The organism is Mycoplasma sp. 480 (genome assembly GCF_051353065.1).
Taxonomy (GTDB): domain Bacteria; phylum Bacillota_I; class Bacilli_A; order Mycoplasmatales; family Metamycoplasmataceae; genus Mesomycoplasma_A.
In genome coordinates this window covers 585,966-610,487 of the sequence record NZ_CP195722.1, presented here as the reverse complement: position 1 = coordinate 610,487, position 24,522 = coordinate 585,966, and the positions used below count along the sequence as shown (strand labels likewise).

The following is a 24,522-nucleotide window of genomic DNA, read 5'->3' as shown; positions in this document are numbered from 1 at the left end:
TTCATTAATTATTTCTGTATAAAATAAATAACCATTCTTTTTATCAAAATAGATTTTCATTATTCAATGAATTTTCTTTCTGTTCCATTTATTTTGTTTATATATCTTTTAATTGCAGTTTCTTTTATTGAGTTAATTGAATTGATCATATTTTTAATCTTATTATACATTATTGGTCCATTTGGTCCTGTTCTGTGATAGAAAGGCAAACTATCAATTATATTTAATAAGTCACTTAAATCATTTTTAATTTTGTCTAAATCACCATTAGTTGAGATTAAAAAAGAAATTTCATATACTTTTTCTCTTGTTCTTTCATCTATAAAATTAGATGCTTCTATTATTTGACTTATTCCTTCAAAAACTCCACTAAGAATTCCTGAAAAAATTTTAGTTTTATCTCATATAGGATCTCCGGGTATTACTGATTCTGAAAATCAACCTATATTATCAGATGAAGTTGAAAAAAAGATAGCAACTTTTTCTCTGTTATAATCTGCTTTTAATATCATATCTGATAAATAATCGGATAAATCTCTTTTTAGAGAATTTCATTCTCAAAATTCTATTTCATCTTTATATTGATAAAATTTATAATCATTTAAAACTTTTTTAATATAAATTAGCGGTAAGTCTGGTCCATTTTTATTTATTAAATCTATTATTTGTGTTGGTATAAACATAGTTTCTCCCTATTTAATAATATTGTTATATTTTAATTATACTCCTTTATTTTATTAGATTTTAAAATAAATAAAATAATACTTATAGTAAAATTTAATTTATAATAAAGAAAATAAAAGGAAGTAAAAATGAGTAATTATTCAAAAACAAAACAAGAAGAATTTGTAGAATTAATAAAAGAAATAAAAAGCGAAACTAGAGATGAAAAAAGATTAATTCAACTGAATTTATTATTAAAAGAAGTAAGTCAAAAAAGATTCGGCTTAATTTGAGAAGAGCAAAAAGAAAAAGTAGATAATGTTTTAAAGTCGAATATTCTTTTTTTGCAGGAAAATAAAGCAAATAAGATAATTAATTCTAAAGAAAAGTCATTAAATTTTTTAATAGAAGGTGAAAACTTATTGACCTTAAATTTACTTTTGAAAACTCATAAAAATAAAATCGAAGTCATTTATATTGATCCACCTTATAACACTAAAAATAAAGATTTTATTTATAACGATAATTATGTTGATGCAAATGATAAATTCCCGCATTCTAAATGATTATCTTTTATGAATAAGAGATTGAAATTAGCTCGCGAATTATTAGCAGATAATGGAGTTATTTTAATTAGCATAGATGAAAATGAGTTTGCTCATTTGAAAATTTTATGCGACCAAATTTTTGGAGAATTTAATTTTATAGAAAATTTTATTTGAATTAAAAATTCAACAAAAAACAATTCTAAAACAACATCAACTAATCATGAATACATTTTGTGTTATAGTAAAAATAGAGAAATTTTAGAAAGAAAAAATTTCTTTAAAATAACTAAACCAGGATTTTTAGAAGTGCAAAATTTACTTCAATATGCTAAAGAAGAAAATTTAGAAATTTCGGAAGTAGAACAACTATTAAAATCTTTTTATAAAGAGAATCCCCAATTAAAAGGAATTTCAAACTATAATAAAGTTGAAAAAGAATATTTAACAAAGACAGATTGAAATTTTAAAGTTTTTGCTTTAGATAATACTTCTTCTCCTGTTTTTAGCGAAAAAAATAATTATAAAATTCTTCATCCAATTACAAAAAAAGAATGTAAAAATCCAAAAACAGGATGAAGATATAGCTTAAAAACTATGGAAGAACATTTAAAAAATAATCGAATTTATTTTTATGATGATGAAACTAAAACACCACGTTTCAAAAGGTTTTTATCAGATTCTGAAATGGAAGTAGCGAAATCGGTAATTGAAAATACTAAAGAAGGTATAAAAGAAATAAATAAAATATTGATTAATAAAAACTTTAATAATCCAAAACCTGTTAGTTTAATAAAATATATATTAAGATTTTTTAATAAAAATTCAATAGTTTTAGATTTTTTTGCCGGTAGTGGAACTACTGCACAAGCAGTAATGGAATTAAATAAAGAGGATAATGGCAAAAGACAATTTATTTTGTGCACAAATAATGAAAATAACATATCTAGAAATATAACTTTTTCAAGAATAAAAACTGTTATAACAGGATTCAAAGATAATGGCGAAAAATATTCAAATGGTTCAGAGTTTAATTTAAAGTATTTAGAAGTTAAAACTATAAATTTTGCACAAGCAGAAAAAGAAGATTTTGAAATAGAAGAAATATTAATCAATAGTTCTAAATTGCTTGCAGAACTAGAGTATTTAAATGAAATTAACAATGAAAAAATTTATTTTATAAATAATGAAGAAGAAATAGAAACTGCTTTAAAAATAATCAAAAATAAAGGAAAATTGTTTATAAATACAGAAGTAGAGTTAAACTTAGAACAACAAAAAGAAATTGAAAAAAAAGAAATATCGCTTTTCAAAATCCCTTACAAATATTACTTTAAAGAACTTAAAAAGATAAGAGGTTATTAATTATGAAACTAAAAGAATTTCAAGTAAAAGCTGCTCAAAAAATATTTGAAAAAACATTTTCAACCATCGATGACAGCGCAATAAATAAAATTATTTTACAAGCACCTACCGGTTCAGGTAAAACAATAATTTTATTTGAATATATTAATCAGTTTATTTCAAATACTGATAATTATATTTTCATTTGATTAACACCTGGAAAAGGGGAATTGGAAGTGCAATCTTTTAATAAAATGAGAAAAAGTTTTCCAGCAATGATTTCTGGAGATTTGGATGATGTGTTACTAAATGGTTTTGAAAATAAAGGAATATATTTTATAAATTGAGAAAAAATTACAAATAAAACGAATATTGCTATTGCACAAACAGAAAAAAATAATTTTTTTGATAGAATAAACGAAGCTAAGTTGAAAAACTATAATTTTATAGTTATTATAGATGAAGAGCACAATAATAACACAATAAAAGCTAATTTTATTATTGAATCAATTTCTCCAAAAAGTGAAATTAGAGTTTCAGCAACGCCTATAAAAAAATCAAATAATTATCAAGAAATAATTATTAGTGAAAGTGATGTTATTGAAGAAGGATTAATAACAAAAGGAATTTTTATAAATAAAGATCTTGAAAAAAATAAAGGCAATAATATATCTTTTGAAACAAAATATTTAATTGAAAATTCAAATCAAATAAGAAAAAATATAATTACAGAATATCAAAAAATAAATCTTGACATTAATCCATTAGTGTTAATACAATTTCCTAATTTAAATGATAATTTAATTTCACAAGTAGAAGAAATTTTAAATAACTTAGGTTTTAATTATGAAAATGGAAAAGTAGCTTCTTGATTTTCAGAAAGAGATTTAGAAACCGAAGGAACTAAGAAAATAAAAAAACTTAGTAAAATCAATTTAGTTCCTGATGAAATAGTTAAAAATAATAATGAAGTTTCTTTTTTATTATTCAAGCAAGCAATAGCAACAGGTTGAGACTGTCCAAGGGCAAAAATTTTAGTTAAATTGCGTGATAATATGAGTGAAAAATTTGAAATTCAAACACTTGGACGAATTAGAAGAATGCCAGAAGTCCATCATTATAATAATGAAATATTAGATTATTCCTATTTATTTACATATGATGAAAAGTTTAAGAATGAAGCGATTTTAGTTGGTGGATTTGAAGCTGAAAAATTATTTTTAAGAGAAGGTGCAAAGGATATTACATTATTAAAACAAATTCCAAACAAAAATTATGCTTACAATGAAAATAAAACATTATTAGAAGAAATCAGAGAGTATTTCTTAATAAAATATAACCTTAAAATCAATGAATTTGAAAAAAATAAAGAAATTTTAAAACAAAATGGTTTTATAATAAATGAAAAAATAATTACAAGTTTTCTACAAGGAAAGATTAATAATTTACAGGAAAATCCTTTTGAAAATGTTAGTGAACATACTAATGAAGTAGATGTAAGCACAAGTAATCATGGAAGAATTTTAATGAAAAGTATAGATCAATTAAAAAACCCTCTTAATCTTTCCTATGAAGATTTAAAAGAAACTATTTTGCATAAGTTATTTAAAAAATCTTCATTATTTAGGTTAAAAAGCAAAAAAGATAAAAAAATATTATCTTTAAATAATAAAGAATTCTATTCATTTATAATTAATAATTTTGAAAAATTACTGGAAATATTTAAAAGATTTGAAGAAACTAAAATATTACAAAATTCCCTTTTAGAAGTTAAAGAAGTTGAATTTAAAATTCCTAAAGAAGAATATTATTCATTTATAAACTATGAAAAAGAAAATAAAATATTAACAACAAATGTTTATAAAAATTATTCATTAGCTATGATTGATAGTGAAAAACTGCGTTCAAGAGCAGAAATGAATTTTGAAATTTGGTGTGAAAATAATCAAAATTTTATAAAAGATGTTTATAGAGTAGGAAATAAAGGTTATTCTAATTTTTCAATAATTTATTATAATTCATCTCATAAGAAAAAAATTTTACATATTGATTATATAATTAGAACTCAAAACAAAAACATTTATTTAATAAAAATAGAAAAAGATAATTTCAATAAAGAAGAAGATTCAAAAGCAATGTTTAATCAATTAAAAAAATATTGTTTAAAAAATAAATACAATTTTGCTTTTATAAAGGAAAAACAGCATAAAAACGATTTCAAACTTTTTATTAATAATACTATTTATTCCAGTGACATTAATGATGAATCTTGAATTGAAATTGAAAAAATGATAGAAAAAAATAGATAGTTATGCTAGGAAGTGTAATAAATTTTGTGTAAAAATTTCTCAATAGCAAATATTTAAATTAAAATATTTATAAGGAGAAATTTTTTTATGAATAAAAAATTAGAAACTGCAAAAGAGCTTTACGAAAAATATAAACCAAAAACAATCGAAGATGTTTATGAAATTGTAAAAAATAATACAAAAAATCTTCTTGAATCAATTCTTCAAGAAGAAATGAAAAAACATTTAGGTTATGATAAATATGAACATGAAAAAATTATTAAAGATAATTATAGAAATGGTTCGTATACTAAAAATGTTAAATTACAATTTGGAGATATGGAAATAGAAATTCCAAGAGATAGAAAATCTAATTTTGAACCGCAAATTGTTCCTAAATTTCAATATGATATTTCTCATATCGAAGGACAAATAATTAATTTATATGCAAAAGGAATTTCCACTAGAGATATCTCAAAAACATTAAATGAGTTATATGGAATTGAAGTGGAACCAAGTTTTATTAGTAGAGTAACTGATAAAATAATGCCACAAATTATAGAGTGACAAAATAGACCATTAGATAAAACTTATGGTATGGTTTTTATTGATGGAATACGTTTTAAAGTTAAAGAAGATAACAGATTAGTTGAAAAATCTGTGTATATTGTTATGGGTTATTCCTTGGATGGATATAAAGATGTTTTAGGTTTCTGAATAGGAGAATCAGAAAGCGCAAAATACTGAATGCAAGTCTTAAATGACATAAAATTACGGGGAGTTGAAGAAATTTATTTAATTTCCAGTGATAATTTAACAGGGATTTCAAATGCTATAAAAGCAGTTTTTCCTAAAACTCAAATTCAAAAATGCATAGTTCATCAAATTAGAAATTCTGTTAAATTTTGTCGAACTATAAAGACATTAAAGAATTTACTTCAGATATGAAAAATATTTATCAATCTAATAATATTGATGAAGCTTCTCGATTTCTTCAAATATTTGAAGACAAAATGAGATAGTAAATATCATTATGCAATAAAAAGTTGGAGAAATAATTTCGATGAACTTTCTACTTTTTTCAATTTTCCAAAAGAAATTAGAAAACTAATTTATACAACAAATGTAATTGAAAATCTTAATAGAAATATTAGAAAAATTTCTAAAAATAAAACTTCCTTCCCTACCGAAGATTCGCTTATGAAAATAGTTTATTTTGCAATTCAGAATCAACTTGAAAAGTGAAAAACAATTACCTCAAATTGAGGGCAAATTTTAAATCAATTAAAAATAGTATTTGATAATGAGTAATTAAAAAATCATAAATGACTTACAAAAACAGGATTAAATTCCTGGTTTTTGTTTTGTCTATTTATGATTTTTTGTATAATTTTAATAGATTTGTGTTTTGCTATTCTCAAATCTCTTACTAAAAAGTAAGCAAGAGAAATTTACACAAAATATCTTACACTACCTTATGCTATCTATTTTTATAATTTTAAATCAGCAAATGTGTATCTTATGGGTTTTCCGCCTAAATTATCTAGAAAAATTTCTAGAGAAATTGCTGAAGAATTAGAGTTTAAACCTCTTGACTCTTTTTCTTTTACATATTTTTGAATATCAAAATTAGATTTATTATTTTCCACATTTCATTTTTTAATTTTATCTGCTCATAAAATAAAATTCATTTTGTTAGATGTATTATTTTTGTTTTCATCAAATTCTTTGGTTAATTCCATTTCAAAAAGCAATCCATCATAGTTTACAAAATAAAATTTGAAATCTTGTTGATAATCTTCACCTTCTTCTTCTAACTCTTCTTTTGTTAAATTTAAGTTATCTTGAGTTTTTAAAATAGCAAAGTCTAAAATTTTATTATCTTTTGATATATAAAATAAAGGATTAGTTAGTAAGTTTTCTCTAGATTTTTCTGTTTGTTCTTCTTTAGTACCAGCAAACAAATTAGTTGTATCAGCCAGTTGAATAAAAACTATTTTATTTAGATTAAATAGGAAAAACAACCAATTTTTACTAGTTAATTCTTTTATTTTAGCAAGAGATTGACTATAAGGCAATGCTTTTTTTGAAATAAATCCATCATCAGTATTATTTTGAATAGTTGTATAATAATATAATCAATTTTTAATATCTAAAAATGTTGTTTTAATATCTAATTCCTTTTGTTCCTTTATAAATTGATTCTTTTTATCTTCAGAATCGAATGTAACATTTAGAATATTTGTAATAAAGTCAGAATTTATAAATTCATTTCATTCTTTATCTTCTTTTTCATTTTCCTGTATTTTTAGTTGATTAATTTGATTTTGTTGACTATTATTATTTAAATTACAAGAAGACAAAAATAAAGGAAAAACGGTTAAAAAAGGAAATATTTTTTTAATTTTCATTTAGATCCTTTCATATAATTAACATTTCTGCAGGTTGTCCATATCTAAACTTTTTAATTAAATCATTTTCAAAAGCTTGATAATGTTGAAAACTATCATGATAAATAGCATTATGAAAAATAGTTGTGATAGCATTTATCGATATATTATCTGTTTTAGAATTGGCAAAATAGAAAATAAAAGGGTTAAATTCTAGTGTTGTTCCGCTATCTTTTAAACTTATTTTAATATTGAAAATTTGATTATTTCTTTTGATATATAAATCTTTATAAGAATTACTTAATGCAGTAGTATCCCCTTCTTTAATTTCATTTAATAAATTATTAGAAAAGTAAGAGTCACTATAGCTATCTAAATCTTCTAAACTTTCTAAATATTCTTTTGATGGAGATAATTTATTACCATTTTTATCTACTTTATTAGTTATTGGCAGTGTAAATCAATTACTAAATACAGCTTTAAATTTAGTTAAATTTTTTAAAACAAAATATCAATTTTGAGACAAGAAATTTTTATATTGTAAGTAAATAGGGTTTTTTCTAAAATCAAAAGAAGAAGATTTTTTTATTTCTTTAGCAAAGTTTTTAAATCCTTCTTCTATTTGTTTTTCTTTTTCTTGTTGATTTTTAATAAATTTATTTATCATATCTTCATCTTTATTAAATTGAATATTTAAAATTAAAGCTAAAATATTATCTGTATTTTTTTCTTCAATAGTTTTTCCTTTATCAATAATATCTAAAGAAGGATTAATGAATTTTTTAAAATCATTATCAATATAAAATTTATCATTTGTCTCTTGATTATCATTTTCTTCTTTTTTATTGTTAATAAAAGAAGAATTTATATTTTTTAATAAATATTTTTTTAAAGAAAATTCCTTTTCAAGTGCTTTAAAAACTAAAAAATCTAAATTTAAAAAAGTAGTAGAATTTGAAATATTTAGGTTATTTAAATTAGAATATTTCTCTTCAATTTTTTTGTAACCTTCAAGTTTTCTTTGGTTTTTTTCTTCTTCAGTTACATCTTCTTCATCTTCGAGTTCATATTCTAAGTCTTCGTCAAAATCTTTTTTATCTTTTTCTATTTTTTCTTTGATAATTTCTTCTTGTTTGCTTTCGAATTTATTTGCAAACAACTCAATATCTTCTTTTGTTATATTTTCTTTATTTATCTCATATATTTGACTATCTAATCTAAATTTAAATATGTTGTTTTTATAAACAAATTTTTGCAATCTTATAACTTTATTTTTGTCAATAACAATATAAAAAATATCTTTCGATGCTAAAATATTGTCTTCTAATTGTTTATGTACTTTTATAAAAAAATCAATGGATTTTCCTTTCAAATTTAAAAAATTTAAAGAATCAGTTTTAAAATATTCATCTTCTTTTTGTGAATAGAAATTAGAAGTAAATCTATTAACATCGTAAGGATAATGTAAAAATTCTAAGAGATCTAAATTTTTTAAAATTCAATATCAATTGTTGTTTAAATTTTCTTCTAAAATAGATTTTCCTATTTTGACAACTGCTTCATTAGAATTACCGCCTTGAGCTTGATTTGGTCTAAGTGGATTATAAACAAATAAAGAAAATTTTAAATCTTCTAATTTTTTATCACTTATGTTTTCTTGTTCAAGAATGTAATTATTTATTTTTTCTAAATTATTTTCAAAAATATCTTTTAATAAAAGATCAATTTCTTTGTTGGAATAAAAATTTTTTTTATTTTGTACATTTGTTTGATTATGAAAATTTGATTTTGCTTCATTACACGAAACAAAAGAATAAAAAGGCGAAAATAAAACTAAAAAAGGTAGAAATAATCTTACTTTTTTATTTTTCATTTTTATTATCTTTCTACTTATAAACTTAGAATAACTATTAATAATTATAACTTATTTATAAAAAAGCAATAAAAAAATTCCCTAAGGAATAATTTCAATCCGCTGTATAAATAATAGTTATTCTAAGTTGTTGTTAATGTGTTTATTTATTGTTATTTAATTATTTATACTAAAAAATTATACTATTTTTTGGAAAATAATCAATTAAATTGTATAATTTTATGAGTTATTCAGTTGTTGTGTAGAAAGAAATATGAATAAAAATTACTTTTTATTTATAAATAAATTACTTTTAAAGAAAAAAAGCACAATTATTATTCCTGTAATTAATTTATTAATGATTATATTAACTTTAATTTTAAATTTCACTCTTGCTAAAAGTATAGAGAACTTTTTGATTATTTTTTATATCAATATTTTAATTAATGGGATTTTATCTAGTCTCTATGGTTCTATAAAAGGACTAAATATTTTTAAAGATTTACAAAGCGAAGGAATAGAAATAATTGTTTTTTCAAAAAGCATTACAAGACATAAAATAGTTTTTACTAAACTTATAAACTTTGCTTTTTGATCAATGTTATGATCCTTTGTTTCTTATTGAATTTTATCTACAACTCTGTTTTTAAATTTAAATTTCATTAATAGTTTAAATATACCTTTTTTATGAATTTTCTTAAGTCCTCTTTTTATTTATCTATTTTTTGGATTGATATCTATTTTAATTTCATCTAGATTTTCATCAAAAATATCAATAGCATTTCCTTTATTATTCTTTATGCCTTTTACAACTTTAGGGAGTATAATTTCTATATTTTCAACTTCTAGTGAAAACAAATTTGGAGAATATTTAAATATTAATTACCCAAATTATGATTCTGGAAAGTTGCTTGATGTTGAAAAATTTTATTTAAACAATAATAAAGATGAGTTATACATAATTCCTAAAAATGTGGATAATAAAAGTTTTTCACAAAGAGAAAAAGAATTTTTAGAATTAGCAAAGCAAAAATCTAAAAATTCATCAACTTTATGACAAGCATACTCATTACTTTCACTACCTTATCAATTTCTTGATATTTATAATAATAAAGATAAAGATGCTCTTTCTTATGTTTCTAAGAGTCAAATTAATAATTTAGAAAATTATTTAAATTATAAAAATTTAGATTCTGGAGAATACAATTACAAGTTAGAATTAAATAATAACAACTTATTAAAAGTTGCTATACAAGATGATGATAGTTTATTAGAAACAAAATATTCTTATTTAGTTCCTGGTGCATTAAAAAATAGTTCTCATTTTGAGAATGTAAAAAATAGAGAAATAATTTATTCAAGAGAAAATGCTTCCAATTTTGAAGTCTCATTTCCTGAAGATGATAAGATAGTTGCAGTTCCTGAAGATTTAGTTGGAAAACTAAAATGAGAAATAATTGAAGAAGTTTTAAAATCTGCTATTTTTGACAAATATGCCTATAAAACCTTTATAAAAGTTAAAAATTATAATAAAAATGATCTTTTAAAATACTTCGAAAATATACTTTCAAGTAATATTAATAACTCTAACGATGATAATTTTTCTAAAGTTATTGATAATAATACAGAATTATTAAAAGAGATTATTGACACAAATAAAATTAAAAATTTAACTGAAAAGAAAATTTATTTCATTACTTCATTACTTTATTATGCTTATTTTCATCCCAAATTCAATAAAGTCATTTTAACTTTCCTTGAAAAAGAAAATGATGGCAAAAAATATTATAATCCTGACAAATTTGAAATTTCTTTTGATAATAAGAAATATTTTATAGGTGGATATTCTACTTATAGTCCTATTCAACAAATAAAAAATGATAAAATCATTTATCGTTTTAGTTTGGAAGAAAGTAATAATTTCTTATTTCAACCTGTTGATGAAGTATATTCATACAAAGCAATAAATAGAATTGTTTATAACAAAAATATTAATTTAGTAATATGATCTTTAGTTGTAACTATTCTTGCTTTTTCAAGTTATGTAGTGTATAAAAGAAAGGATTATAAATAATGAATAATAATATTTTAGAAATAAAAAATTTAACCAAAATTTATAATAAAACTAATTCTGGTGTCAATAGTATAACATTTAACGTTGAAAAAGGTAGTTTTCATGCATTTATAGGGGAAAATGGAGCAGGAAAAACAACAACTATAAAAAGCATTATAGATGCTTTTAGTGGATATACAGGAGAAATCTTAATTGATAATATAATAAACACCAAAGAAGAAGCAAAATCAAAGATAGGTTATGTTCCTGAAAATACTTTATTTCCAAAAGGATTGACAACTTATGAATATTTATTTTACTTAGCCCAATTGTCTAAAATCCCTAAAAATACAGCACAAAAGAGAATAGATTTATTTTTGCAAAAATTTAAAATTGAAGATTTGAAAAATAAAAAACCTTATGATTTTTCTTCAGGACAAAAAAAGAAAATCCTTTTAATTCAGGCACTTATAAATGAACCAGAATTACTCATTTTAGATGAACCTGCAGCAAATTTAGATCCTTCTGCTCGTTTTGAATTATTTTCTATATTAAAAGAATTAAATCAAGAAGGAAAAACAATTTTTATAAGTTCTCACATTTTAAAAGAAATAGATGAATTTACTACTTATGTTACTTTAATTCATGAAGGAAAAATTTATTATCACGGACACAAAGAAAAAAGTTTAGAAGATATTTTTTATGAAAAAGTCATTAATAAAGAAAATTAAGTTATTTTCAACTTCATTTATCATCACAAGTCCTATTATTTTTGTTGCAAGTTGCAATCAAAAAACAGAGAATATTTCAGAACAAGAAACAGAAATTCATTTCAAAGAAGGAGAAAATTTTGTTTATAAAAAATTTTATTCTTGAAGTTATTATAAAAGTGAAGATTTTGAAAAATTTAATATTTCTATAAAAAATCCAAATCAAAAAATAAAAGAGATATTAGACTTTATTAATACTTTAAAAGCAGAAAATAAAAATGATTTAGAAATTTTTAAAGAATTAATAACTCAAAACTATATTATCACTTCAAATACAACTTATTTTTTAGATCAAGAAAATAAAATAACAATTAAATTTGAAAGTAAAAATACTGAAAAATCAAAAGCTTTAGCTTGAAAAATTAATTTAAAAGTTAAACACATAAATCATTATGATGATAAAGGTACTTTAAAAATAATAATTTATTTTAAAAACTAGTTATAACAGGAATTAATTCCTGTTTTTATTTTTCAAAAACTTAAAAATTGTTTATTTTTTTATGAAAAAATTCATTTTTTAATAATTTTCTTGGGTTTCATATATATATATATAATGAAATAGCAATGAAAAAGAAGTTATCAAGAAAAAATAAATTAATAATTTTTAGTATTTTAGGTATTTCATCCGCTATTTCTATCTCAAGTTTAGTAACATATTTTGCAACTAAATATTATCACAGAATTGAAAATAAAATAACTAACGATGAATTTTCGAGAGTTGAATTTATGGAAACGGAAAAATATACTAATATTTTAGATGAACAAGATAGTGCTGATATTAATATTTATTATTCATCTTATGGTGTACAAACTTTTTATAACTTAATAAGAATGGCGATGTTATCTAAAAAATCAGTTATTTTTTATCACTCCAAAAATAATGTAGAAATTCAGCAGCAATTAAATACAAGTGAATTACGAAAATTTTTACAAAACGAAAGAAATGCTGATGAAATTTATTTAGAAGACTCAAAAGTTATTGAAGTAAAAGGCGAAGAAAATAAGTTTTTTGAGCAAGCTTATTATCAAGCCTATTTAAATCCAACAAAAAAAGTTAATGTTTGGTTCAACTCAGATCATATTGCTTCAGCAGGAAGTTATTTTGAGAAGATTAAAAACCTTAAAAATGTTAAACTTCAAGCTATTGAGGATTCTAATGTGTTAGGTGAATATCACATTGAACATTTTTATTCGCAAGAAGAATTTAAATCTAAATACTATGATTTTTCAAAAAATGAATGAAAAACAAATTTAGGAAGTTATGATAGATTAACTCAGTACTTTAGATCTGCTGAAATGAACAACTTAAAAATTTATTGATCTGACAAGATTGTGTCTAATAAATATTCAATTTTAAATTTCAAAAATCACTTACCATTTTTTGAAAATAACAATAATTTAAAAGACTTAATCTTTACTACAAGAACTAAAGAAAATAAAAGATTTAGTTCGTTTTGATCTAAAATTACTGGTCTTGATTGAGAAAAAGAAAGAGATAAAGTTAATGAATTGAAATCTAAATTCAATAAACCAAGTTTAATAATTTTAGGTAGTGGTTATGATGAAGATTTTGATTATGTTATGACTATTATTGCTAAATTGAATTCTCAATATAATATTTTTTATAAAGGACATCCAGGAGTGAATAAAACTTCTAATGAACTTCAAAAAGCACTAAAAAGCACAAAAGAAATATCTTATTATGATTATGACCAAAAAGTAAAAAGAACACTAAATACGGCAAAAATACAGAATTTTGATATTTTAGAATCCCAAATTTCTTCTGAAGAATTAACCACTCATCACGCTAATGAAGAAAAGGGATTGTCGTTTGATAAGTGGTTTGCAACCGACTATTCAACAAGTGCACTTTTTGGATTGAAAAACAACAAAAATAATTTTGAAGATTTAATTGGATTTGTTGATTTGCTTTCAAATAAAGAAGACTTAATTTGAAACGATGAAAAGGAATTTACAACTAAATTTGAATCAATAGTTCAAAAAATAGCAACAAAAAATATTTTTGCAACTTTAAAAGAAGAATCTAAAAATAAAAATAAAAACGAACTTCAAAAAGAAGATTTTATCTTGACAACATCTACCAATTCGTTAATAACCAATTTAACCATTAAATCAATAGAAAAAGCAAATCAACAAGTAAAATTACAAATATCTTTTGAATACAATCCAAGAGAAGTAGATAATCACAATAGTTACACTGTAGAAATTGTTTACATTTAGTTCTAAAATTAATCTAACAAAAAACGATTTTGTGCTATAATTTAAAAGCAATATATGGAGATAATAACTGTATGAAAATACTTAATTTGTTATTTGAATATATTTTCCTCTATAAATTTGCATTACATTAATAAGGAGGTTCAATGAATTCTTTTAGACAAGAAAAAGAAAATATTGTTGCTGAAGTTAAAAATAACATTCAAAATTCTTCTTCATTAGTTATTGCTGAATATCGTGGATTACATGTTTCAGATTTTGAAGAATTAAGAAAAGAATTAAAATCAGCAGGTGTTAAAATTAAAGTTTATAAAAATAGACTTTTCAAAATTGCATCTAATGATTTAGGTTATTCAGAATTAGAGTCAACTTTAGTAGGTCCAAATGTTTTCGCATTTGGTGGAGATGACGCTATTGCACCAGCAAAAATAATTTCTAAATTTAGCAAAAAACACCCAGAAGTTGTTTTAAAAGGTGGAATTTACGAAAATCAAGTTATTGATGCAGCTGAAGTTCAAAAAGTTGCTTCATTACCAAGTTACGAAGAAGCTCTTACAATGCTTGCTTCATCATTGATGGGTTCATTAAGACAATTATCAGTTGGACTAAAAATGTTAGTCGATGAAAATAAATTAGTATCAGAAGGAGAAAAATAAAATGGCAAAATTAACAAAAGAAGCTTTTATTGAAGCTTTAAAAGAAATGAATATTAAAGAAGTTATGGAATTAGTAGATGCAATGAAAGAAGAATTCGGAATTGATCCATCTGCTGTTGCTGTAGCTGCTGCTCCAGCTGCTGAAGCTGCTGAAGCAAAATCAGAAGTAAACATTACATTAAAAGGTGATGGTGGACAAAAAGTTAATGTTATTAAAGTAGTTAAAGAAGTTTTAGGATTAGGATTAATGGAAGCTAAAAAATTAGTAGATTCTATTCCTGTAGTTCTAAAAGAAAACGTTAAAGTTGCTGAAGCAGAAGACATCAAAGCTAAATTAGAAGCTGCTGGTGCTGAAGTTTCATTAGGATAATAACAATAATTTAAAAAAAGAAAAATTCCTGAGCATAAACTTGGGAATTTTTTTGATAAAATTAAAATATGAAAAATATTATAGAAATAGAAAATTTACTTTATAAAAAAGAAAATAAAAACATTTTACAAATAGAATCTTTATCTATTCCAGAAAAGAAAATCATTTCTATAGTAGGACCTTCTGGTGCTGGTAAAACAACTTTATTAAATTTGCTGTCACAATTAGAAAATCAATTTAGTGGAAATATTAAATTTTTAAATAATTTAAAATTAGAACAAATAGGATATATTTTACAAGAAAATGTTTTATATGAGCATTTATCAGTTTTTCACAACATTTATTTAAGTGCTAAAAATTCATTAAATTGAAAAAAAGAAAAAAGAATTAAATTTTTAGAAAATTTTTTCAAGCATAGTAATCAACAAATTGAAAACCAATTATCTAAAAAAATAAAGAAATATACAGAAAATATTTCTTTTAAAAAGGAAAAATGGTTATTTTGATCCCTATGATGAAAATTCTTGTTTTTAACTTTAAAATACGATAAAAAGCAAATAAAAAAAATATGAAATTTTTTATTTTTTATAAAAAAAACTTTTAAAAAAGATCTAAAAGTTATTGCAGAAAAACTTGAAATTAACACTTTAATAAAACAAGAAGCAAACAAACTTTCAGGCGGTCAAAAACAAAGAGTAGCAATTGCAAAAGCATTAATTAAAAACAATAAACTTTTGTTACTGGATGAACCTTTTTCAGCTCTAGATATTAAAATTAAAGAAAAAACTTTAGAATGAGTTATTAAATTAAAACAAGAATTTGATTTATCAATAATTTTAATAACCCACGATCAAGCAGATGCACTCAAAATAAGTGATTATATTTTAGTTTTAAATAACGGAAAAATAGAACAATTTGACTTAACAGAAAATATATTAAATAAACCTAATAATTATTTTGTAGCAGATTTTTTTAATTATCCAAAACTTAATTTATTAAGAAAAACAGAGCAAAACTCTTTTTATGTAAGAGCAAAAGATGTAGTAATTACTAAAAGTCAAGAAAAATCAGAATTTAAAATCATCGATAAACAGATAGTTGGAAATTTTATTATTTATAAGGTAGCAAGTGAAAATAATGTTTTAACTTCTATTTCGATTGATGAGTCATTGGAAATAAATGATTTTGTTAAAGTTGATATTAATAATGAAAAAATTTTGGAGTTTTCAAATGAAAAAAAATAACATAGAAATGACAAAAATAAAGAAAAAAACAGTAAAAATAACAAAAATATTTTTATTAATTTTACCTTTACTCATTTTGCTGTTTCTATTTTATATTTATCCAATTATAAAATCTACTTATGAATCATTTATTGTTTTTCCAAGTTCGACAAAAAAAACAATATTTATTTATGGACTCAATAATTTTAATAATGTAATAAACGATTCTAATTTTAAAATTGCCATTGAAAATTCTACCTTTTTATTTTTTGTCCCAACATTTATATCTTTATTTTTATCTATTTTTATTGCTTATATGTTGAGTACAATTTCAATGAAAAAAACACAAAATTTATTTTTAAAACTTATTTATTCGCAATTTTTTATTTCTTATTTTGCTGTAGGAATTGCTTTTTTATTGCTTTTTGGAGAACAGAACTTATTTTTTAAAATCTTTAATTCCAATGCTAGTTTTACTCACGGAAATAATAAATTAAATATAAAATTATATCTTTTCATTTTTCAAGTTTGAAGATCACTTTCCTTTAATATAGTTATATTTACTTTTATTTTTATTTCAATAAATAAAAAATATTATAAAGTTATGATTTTAGATAATTTAAATTTTTGAGATAAAATGAAATATTTATATTTCAAAGAATTTCAAAAACACTTATTAATTATTATATATACAAATTTAGTTTTTTCTGCTCTTTTATATCCAGGAGCAATTATGGAAGAAGATAAAATAGAAGAACTACAAGCTCATACATTATCTAGTTATGTTTTGAGCTTAATTCAACCAATAAATGGAACTTTGGAAATAGACATTAATAAGGCATATGCTGCAAGTATTTTATCTCTATTTTATTTATTATTTTTATTTTTAATCACTTACATATTTTTCTTTTTAGTGCGTTTTTTCTTTATAAAAATCAAAAAAAGGAGAAAAATATGATTAAAAAAATTACCAAAGAAATTATTAAAATTTTAATCTTGTTATTTATTTTATTATTAATTTTATTTCCTTTATATATATTATTAATCACTTCATTAAAAAGTAATTATTCCACTTCTAATAATAATTATTCATTAATTTTAAAAGAGTTTGAATGATCGAATTTTAATTTTTTCAAAAATTCAATATTTTGAAAAGCAGTTTTTTTATCAATGTCAAGTTCTTTACTGCTTATATGTTTAAGAGTGGTTTTTTATACATTATTTATAGTTGGTTTATCTAAAATTAATCAAAAAATAAAAAAAGCAATTTTACTTTTTATTATGTTTTTTTCTTTTATTCCAGAATTTTCTATTTATCTTTCATTAAGAGAAATATTATCCAATTTTCATATAATAAATAATTTATCAGTTTTTTCAATTGTTTCTAATTCTATATTTTCTTATTTTTTTATTTATAATCTATTAATTAATTTTGAAAAAACAAAAAATCAATATTGAAAAGTTATTAAATTAGATAATTTAAATATATTTCAAAAAATCTATTTAGTTTATTGAAAAGAAATGAGAAATTATTATATATTATTAATTATTTTTAGTTTTATTTCATCGTGAAATGATTATCTATGACCAAATTTTTTATTATCTAGCACAGACTCTAAAACTGTTGGTATTTGATTTAGACAAATAGGTGAAACTCCTTCAGGGGGATATTTTTTAAATATTCAAGCAGCCGGTTCTTTGGTTGTTATATTATTGCCTTTAGGAATTTATTTTACTTTTTCCCAAAAAATTATCAAATTTTAATTTTTTCACCTTTTATTTTAAAAAAGTATTAAAATTAAAATACTATAAAATTATTTTTTAGGAGAACAATGAATAAGAAAATATTAAAAAGTTTTTTTTCAATTACAACACTAGCAAGTGTGATTTCACTTGCAAGTTGTAATAATCAAAATCAAACAACAATTGAAAAAAAATACGAAACTAAAAAGGCACAAGATAATAAAATAGTTTTTGCAACAGCTCAAAGCAAAGTTTATCCTTTAATGATTGCAATGCAAGAACTAGTTCCTTTATACAATGAAGTTATGAAAGATAATCCTGATTTTCTTCCTATAGAACTACAGTTATCGGATAAAAGCGGAGCAAATAGCGAACTTGAATTAGCTGCTAATGAAGCAAAATATATTAAAGAAGATAGTGAAAAATTAGCTAACTTAATATTAGGAAACCAAAGTGGAGCATTTTTAGTTAATCAATATGGTAAATTATTAGAAACAAAAGATATTTTACCTAATTCATCTTTTATTAGTAAAATTTTAAAAACACATACAAAATTAGTTGGAGAAAACATCAAGGATGATACTAAAATCTTTAATTTACCTTTTGATTTAAGTGATATAGATGCTTTTTCTATTAACATAGACTTACTTGGTAAAATTTTTGAATTGTTAGAACAAAACAATGCACAAATAGATAAAAATAGTGAAGTTTATAAATACATTCAACAAAATAAAGGAAATGGAAGAAACATTCCAGAAGATTCAATAATAAATTTCATAAAAGTAAAAGCAAATAATAATATTAACAATATTGTAGTTAATGATGAAACATTTAACAATATTACTAAAATTTTTGAATTTGCTAGATTAGTGCATAATTCCTTTGAAATCGACCAAGATAAAGCTACTAAATTTGGTAAAGATATAAGAGATTTAGCAATATTTTCTATTGACTATCAAGAAGACACATTTTTTAAAGTATTAAATAATAAACTCAAAGGTAAAAAACTTTGGACTTTAAAAGAATCTAAAAATCCTTATGATTTATCAGAAATAGATTATGCAATTGCTAACGACACAGAAATTCAAAGAATTTTTAAAGAAACATTTGATGAATTTGTGCAAAAAAACAGCAAATTAGAAATAAATAAAGCAAACACTACAACAAAAAAACCTGTATTTTATGATGTAAAATATGAAAACAATAAAAACGAATGAGCTTCTTGAGACATAAGAGAATACAAAACAGTTTTTGCTTTTGCAGCAGCTGTTGGTTATGAACAATCTATAGATAGTCCTACAAGTAGAGCATTTTTTGCAAAAAATAATAAAGAGATATCAGATAAATTTACAAGTGATTTAGATGTTTGATTAAGACCACAAGTTACAAAAAATTTACCAAGTGATAATTACTCATCTTACTTTGAAGGAGGTTCAAGTTTAATTCCTATTTCTGTTGATAATGGTGGAAAAGAAGATAAAGCAACAAAATTATTTTTAAAATGATTATATTCCGGAGAAGTTGATTATCGTGGTAAAAAGATTAAAGTAAGTGATTTAATTTCACAAAAATCATCTTATATTATTCCATTAAAAGAAAAATTAAATACAGAATCTGCAAATTGATATGACCATCAAATTGAATCTTTATCAACACAAAGTAATGAAAACGGAACAAAAATAGATACTCTAAGCAAAAAAACAACTAAAACACCAGAAGAAGAAAAAGAAATTGAAAATTTACGTAAAGAAAACGCAAAAATAGAAACAGAAATAAATTACGTAAAAGCAGCTAAAATTTCATACGAAAGTTTAAAAAACTTCGTAGATAAAGAACAAGAAGACAATGTCTTTTTACCAATAGATCAAAAATCTTCAAAAATTATTAAAGAAATTCAAACAATGCTTTTAAATTCTACTTTAAAAGAAAATTCAACTAAAATTTCTGGAGAAGCAGCATTAAATAAAATTTTAGAAATAATAAGATCAAAAGAATAGGAAAGAATGAATTCAAAAGACAGAAAATATTACAATGAAGTACATTATTTTATAGATAAAATCAATAAAAAAGTAATTTTAGAAAAAAGTTTTCACGAACAACTTTTAAAAAACAAAGGAACTTGAAACGGATTTAAAAAAATAGGTGGTTCGTCAATTGGCGATGTATTAGAACTTGATCAATTTAAATCTCAATTTCTAGCTTTTATAAGAATGTCTAAATTAGATATGCCTATTTTAGATACTAAATACATAGATGCCGGAGTAGCAATCGAACCTAAAGTTATTGATGTCATAAGAAAAATGACACAAAAAGAAGTGGAAGTTTTTCCACCTGAAAAATATTCATATGACTATTTTAAAGGTAAAGACGATATTATCGGTGGAATTCCTGATGGATACATCAAAGATTTAAATATGATTTTAGAAATTAAAACAACTCAAAGCAAAAATTTCGATAAATGAGAAAAAGGTGATTTACCTTCTGCTTATTTAAAACAAGCACAACTTTATTCTTATTTAATGGGTTGTGATACTTTTGCAATAGTAGCAACATTTTTAGAACAAGAAGATTATTTAGATCCAGAAAATTATCCAATTGAAAAAAGAAAAATAAGAACTTATAAATATAAAACAAATGTACCACAAATCGAAGATGACATTGTTAAAATAAAGGAATGATATAATTTTTACACAACAAAAGGATATTCACCACAATACAATGAAAGAACTGATGGAGAGTTATTAGAATATCTTGAATGTAGAAATGAAGAAGAATGGATAAAATTAATAGATAAGTGAACTTTACAAGGGAAAATCAAAGTAAAATAGTGGAAAAAGACTTTATAACTTTTAATCATTTTTATAAATACAAAACTTGTCAAAAATATTTTATTTGAAATAAAATTGATACTCAAAAAAATGATTTTGATATCGATGAAGAAGAACAATCAGAAAAATTTTGAGATGCTGTTAATTTTAGTGAATTACTTAATGAAGAAAATTTAAATTTTGTTTCTACAAGAGCATCTGTTTTTACTTCATTAGAAAGAGAATTTGAAAATTTTATACAGCAAAAATACCGGATAAACAATGTTTATGTTGTTAAATCCAAAAATAACGAAGAAGCAATAATTGAAACTGAAAACATATTAAGAAATAACAAATATAAAGTGATTTTATATCCAGTTTTTAAATATAAAAATGCAATTGCAAAACCAACATTAATTGATTTAGAAAATAAAAAAATTTCTATTTTAAAACTTTCTACATCTACCAAAAGAAAAGATATTCTTCGTCCTTTTTGAGATTTTTGAATAACAAACAAAATTATTAAACTCGAGAATATTTCTTTATTTTTGTTAAATTTAAGTGAAGAAAGTAAAAAAGATGCAAAAGATTTTTCTGAAGTATTTTATTTAAACATAAACAAAACTAAAAAAAGTTTATCTAAATCAATGGAAAAAGAATTAAATAATGATTTGTTTTTTTATAAAACAATTATATATCAACAAGGATTAACTCCTCAAGAATACGATTCTATGATAAAAGGAGAGTTTGTTCCTGAAAATAATATTTATGCAATGATTTCTTCAAGAACATTACCTATAAATTCAAAAAATGATGAATATTATGATTTTGAAACTATTGAAGAAATTATCGAAAATATAAATGAAGCTAAGTCTATTAATGATTTTGATAATTTAACAACTGAAGATAATTCACTTTTTGGAACAAATTCAGATTTTAATGATATTTTGTCTTTAAAAGAACCAGCTATATTTGGTTATAGTGGTAATATTTTGAAAAAAGAAAAAATCATTTCTTTAATTGAAAATAAAAATATAGCAAGTATAAAAACTCAATTAAACGATAATTTCCTTTATTCTCAAATAAATTCACAAGATATTAAAATTTTTAAATCAGCAGAATTAGAAAATATAATTAATATTTTAAATGATAAAAACAAAAGAATTGTATGATATGACTTTGAAGGATTTTCTTTACCTTATCCACCTATGAATGGAGTTTTACCATATCAGCAATTAGTTTTTCAACTTTCTATTAAAGAAACATTAGGTAATAAAATCATTTCTAACAATTTTGAAAATGAAAATGTTGTTTATGATCCACAAAAATTAACAATTAAAACTTTCGAAGAAATTATCACTAAAATATATTCTAATAAAGCTGATTATTTTGTTGTTTTTAATAAAGGTTATGAATTAACCAGAATTAAAGAAATGCTAAAACTCATAGAAAAAGAAGATTTACAAATGCATCAAAAATTAAGTAATTATTTTGCTCATATTGTTAAAAATACTATTGATTTAGCAGACTTTTTTAGTGGTTATTCAGAAACAAGAAAAAACCTACCTTTTATTTTTATTCCTGAATTAAAAGGTTTTTATAGTATTAAAAAGATAGAAAAATATATAACAAAACACAATATTAAATTGGAACATTTAATAATTCCTTATGTAGAATTAGAAATTCAAAACGGATTAAGTGCTATGAACAAAGCAATAGCTCGTTACATAGGTTTCATCGGAGATAAAGAATGACAAGAAATTAAAAAAGATTTAAAAAAATATTGCGAAAACGACGTAATGGCGATGATAATGGTAAAAGATTTTATAAATTTTTTAATCAAAGAAAAAACTCAAAAAAGCAAAAAATAGTTAAAAAAATGCTCGTTTGAGTTTTTTTTCTTCAATTTTAGTAAATTTAATTTTTTGGATATACTAAAAATTTATTTGTATACTTGCAAAAATAATAGTAAAATGAAAAAGATATAAAAATAACTAAAGGAGATTTTATGAAAAAGAAAATCAAGATTAGTAAAAAGAAAATTTCTCTAATTTCAGTAGCAGCATTATTGACTACAAGTGCAATCTTAATACCATCTATTTTAATACCTACATTACATAAAAAAGATAATATGAATAACAATACTTTAGAAACTAACGAAAATGGTTCTGCAAACAATAACACTAATACCGAAAATAAAGGAAATACAGTAATTTCTGAAAATGAACAAGCTAATATGACCAGCAGAAATGGTCATAATAATATTAATACAAAAGGCAATCAACAAGATGATAAAGAGATTAGTAATTCTGATAATCCTGATAATTCAAATGTGAAAAATTCTAAATTATCACTTTCAGAATTTAAAACTTTTATTAATCAATTTAATAATGATTGATCAAATATAACCAAAGGAAAAACTGATTCTAAATATCAATCTATAATTGATTTAAAAACAAAGATAGATCGAGAAATTAAAGATTTAGAACAAAAAGGAGAAGATTTTGATTATAACGATGCAAAAGTTAAGTATGAACAAGAATTAAAATCTTTACCAAAGAAAATTTACAAAATTGAAGATATTACTGTTATTAATATAGAAAAAGCAAATTTAGTTCAAAAAACTAATAGTATGTTTGTTTTATCTTTAGATGTTAATGTTGCAAACTTAAAAACTAACGAAAATAGAGATTTGTTTTTATTAACTAATGATGAGCAAGTAACAACCAAAATTAAAAAGATAGATTTTAATACTTGATCTAAATTGGAAGATCAAGGTACACAAAAAATAGAATTTGTTATTGACTATGAAATTCCAAGAACAATCACTTTAACAAATTTAAAATTAGGAACACAAAATAATGATTTAATAATTAATCTTCCAGATTCTTTAAATAAATCTATAACATTCCAAAGTTTAGAGTCAATTGCTAAAAATTGACAAAAAGAATATGAACCACAAACAAATAAATATAAATTTTCATTTGAAATTTTCAATAATTTAACTTTAGGAAACAAAGCAAATAAAGTTACTTTTGAAACTTCAAATGGAAATATACAAGCGGATTTTGTTTTAGAAAAAGTAAATAATAACACTCATAAATACACTATAACTGTAGATGGTCAAGGTAGTGGCGAAGAGGATTATTTAGTAAACAAAATGAAATTTGGAAATCAAACTCTTAGAACATTTGTTTATAATGAAACAACATTAGCTTATATTAGAGATTGATATTACATCAAAAAACAACCACTAAGGGTAATAAATCTTGCTTTAAAACCAAGTGATTCCAATAATAGTTTATTATTAAGTTTCTTTTGAGAAACTAAAGATATACAACCTAAAACCAATGGTGAATATAAAGGGGTTGCTAAGTTAGAAAAGATTTCTAATGGAAAAGTTGTCAAAACAGAAACAAGAACTTTTAACATTAGTTCTGCTTCTGATGGTGCAGCATTTCTTTTAAGAAACTTAGATAGAAATTCAACTTATAGACTTGTTGAATTAAGAATTGATAATCATAGACAAACTTTAGATAAATGACAATACGGACAAAGCAACGAAGCAACAACAAAGTAA

General features: G+C 22.1%; 19 protein-coding genes. 16 read left to right on the top strand and 3 right to left on the bottom strand.

Features of this window, described 5'->3' with window-relative positions; genetic code table 4:
- Positions 1-59: 59 nt before the first annotated feature.
- Positions 60-683, bottom strand: coding sequence for a hypothetical protein (locus tag ACR34G_RS02635; protein WP_436358416.1), 624 nt, complete (start codon positions 681-683; stop codon positions 60-62).
- 129 nt (positions 684-812) lie between these two features.
- Between ACR34G_RS02635 and ACR34G_RS02630 the strand changes: the two genes are divergently transcribed.
- The 3 genes from ACR34G_RS02630 to ACR34G_RS02620 all read left to right on the top strand — a co-directional run bounded on the left by ACR34G_RS02630 (position 813) and on the right by ACR34G_RS02620 (position 6,151).
- Positions 813-2,573: a site-specific DNA-methyltransferase gene (locus ACR34G_RS02630; RefSeq protein WP_436358415.1), complete on the top strand. Its 1,761-nt coding sequence runs from the start codon at positions 813-815 to the stop codon at positions 2,571-2,573.
- A gap of 2 nt (positions 2,574-2,575) precedes the next feature.
- Positions 2,576-4,861: a DEAD/DEAH box helicase family protein gene (locus ACR34G_RS02625; protein ID WP_436358414.1), complete on the top strand. Its 2,286-nt coding sequence runs from the start codon at positions 2,576-2,578 to the stop codon at positions 4,859-4,861.
- Between the two features lie 87 nt (positions 4,862-4,948).
- Entirely contained in the window at positions 4,949-6,151 is a 1,203-nt protein-coding gene (locus ACR34G_RS02620; protein ID WP_436358413.1) for an IS256 family transposase, read from the top strand.
- Between the two features lie 179 nt (positions 6,152-6,330).
- Here the strand turns inward: ACR34G_RS02620 and ACR34G_RS02615 are convergent, their stop codons facing one another.
- Together ACR34G_RS02615 and ACR34G_RS02610 are read right to left on the bottom strand one after the other, a co-directional pair.
- A complete protein-coding gene (locus ACR34G_RS02615) occupies positions 6,331-7,251 on the bottom strand; it encodes an aromatic motif membrane protein (protein WP_436358412.1) in 921 nt (306 codons plus the stop codon).
- Entirely contained in the window at positions 7,241-9,103 is a 1,863-nt protein-coding gene (locus ACR34G_RS02610; protein ID WP_436358411.1) for an aromatic motif membrane protein, read from the bottom strand. The genes ACR34G_RS02615 and ACR34G_RS02610 overlap by 11 nt, the downstream gene beginning before the upstream one ends.
- A gap of 253 nt (positions 9,104-9,356) precedes the next feature.
- On the opposite strand from ACR34G_RS02610, the gene ACR34G_RS02605 reads away from it, so the two are divergent.
- From ACR34G_RS02605 to ACR34G_RS02545, 13 genes are all read left to right on the top strand, one after another.
- Positions 9,357-11,156, top strand: coding sequence for a hypothetical protein (locus ACR34G_RS02605; protein WP_436358410.1), 1,800 nt, complete (start codon positions 9,357-9,359; stop codon positions 11,154-11,156).
- A complete protein-coding gene (locus ACR34G_RS02600) occupies positions 11,156-11,866 on the top strand; it encodes an ABC transporter ATP-binding protein (RefSeq protein WP_436358409.1) in 711 nt (236 codons plus the stop codon). Before ACR34G_RS02605 ends, ACR34G_RS02600 begins: the two co-directional genes overlap by 1 nt.
- Positions 11,838-12,344 carry a hypothetical protein gene (locus ACR34G_RS02595; RefSeq protein ID WP_436358408.1) on the top strand — a complete coding sequence of 169 codons (507 nt, stop codon included), beginning with the start codon at positions 11,838-11,840 and terminating at the stop codon, positions 12,342-12,344. Before ACR34G_RS02600 ends, ACR34G_RS02595 begins: the two co-directional genes overlap by 29 nt.
- 125 nt (positions 12,345-12,469) lie before the next feature.
- The gene (locus ACR34G_RS02590) at positions 12,470-14,146 is read left to right on the top strand and encodes a hypothetical protein (RefSeq protein WP_436358407.1); all 1,677 of its coding nucleotides are present in this window, start codon (positions 12,470-12,472) and stop codon (positions 14,144-14,146) included.
- A gap of 143 nt (positions 14,147-14,289) precedes the next feature.
- A complete protein-coding gene (gene rplJ / locus ACR34G_RS02585; RefSeq protein ID WP_436358406.1) occupies positions 14,290-14,799 on the top strand; it encodes a 50S ribosomal protein L10 in 510 nt (169 codons plus the stop codon).
- 1 nt (position 14,800) lies between these two features.
- Entirely contained in the window at positions 14,801-15,169 is a 369-nt protein-coding gene (gene rplL / locus ACR34G_RS02580) for a 50S ribosomal protein L7/L12 (RefSeq protein WP_436358405.1), read from the top strand.
- Positions 15,170-15,237: 68 nt separating this feature from the next.
- Positions 15,238-16,413, top strand: coding sequence for an ATP-binding cassette domain-containing protein (locus ACR34G_RS02575; protein ID WP_436358404.1), 1,176 nt, complete (start codon positions 15,238-15,240; stop codon positions 16,411-16,413).
- Positions 16,400-17,386 (top strand): sugar ABC transporter permease, encoded by a 987-nt coding sequence (locus ACR34G_RS02570; RefSeq protein ID WP_436358403.1) that lies wholly within the window; start codon positions 16,400-16,402, stop codon positions 17,384-17,386. Before ACR34G_RS02575 ends, ACR34G_RS02570 begins: the two co-directional genes overlap by 14 nt.
- Positions 17,347-18,156, top strand: a complete 810-nt coding sequence (locus ACR34G_RS02565) for an ABC transporter permease subunit (RefSeq protein WP_436358402.1) — start codon at positions 17,347-17,349, stop codon at positions 18,154-18,156. The genes ACR34G_RS02570 and ACR34G_RS02565 overlap by 40 nt, the downstream gene beginning before the upstream one ends.
- 68 nt (positions 18,157-18,224) lie before the next feature.
- Positions 18,225-20,132 carry a P68 family surface lipoprotein gene (locus tag ACR34G_RS02560; RefSeq protein ID WP_436358401.1) on the top strand — a complete coding sequence of 636 codons (1,908 nt, stop codon included), beginning with the start codon at positions 18,225-18,227 and terminating at the stop codon, positions 20,130-20,132.
- 6 nt (positions 20,133-20,138) lie between these two features.
- Positions 20,139-20,963, top strand: a complete 825-nt coding sequence (locus ACR34G_RS02555; RefSeq protein ID WP_436358400.1) for an MAGa7180 family putative nuclease — start codon at positions 20,139-20,141, stop codon at positions 20,961-20,963.
- Positions 20,963-22,813: a DUF2779 domain-containing protein gene (locus ACR34G_RS02550; protein WP_436358399.1), complete on the top strand. Its 1,851-nt coding sequence runs from the start codon at positions 20,963-20,965 to the stop codon at positions 22,811-22,813. Before ACR34G_RS02555 ends, ACR34G_RS02550 begins: the two co-directional genes overlap by 1 nt.
- Positions 22,814-22,950: 137 nt before the next feature.
- Entirely contained in the window at positions 22,951-24,522 is a 1,572-nt protein-coding gene (locus ACR34G_RS02545; protein WP_436358398.1) for a hypothetical protein, read from the top strand.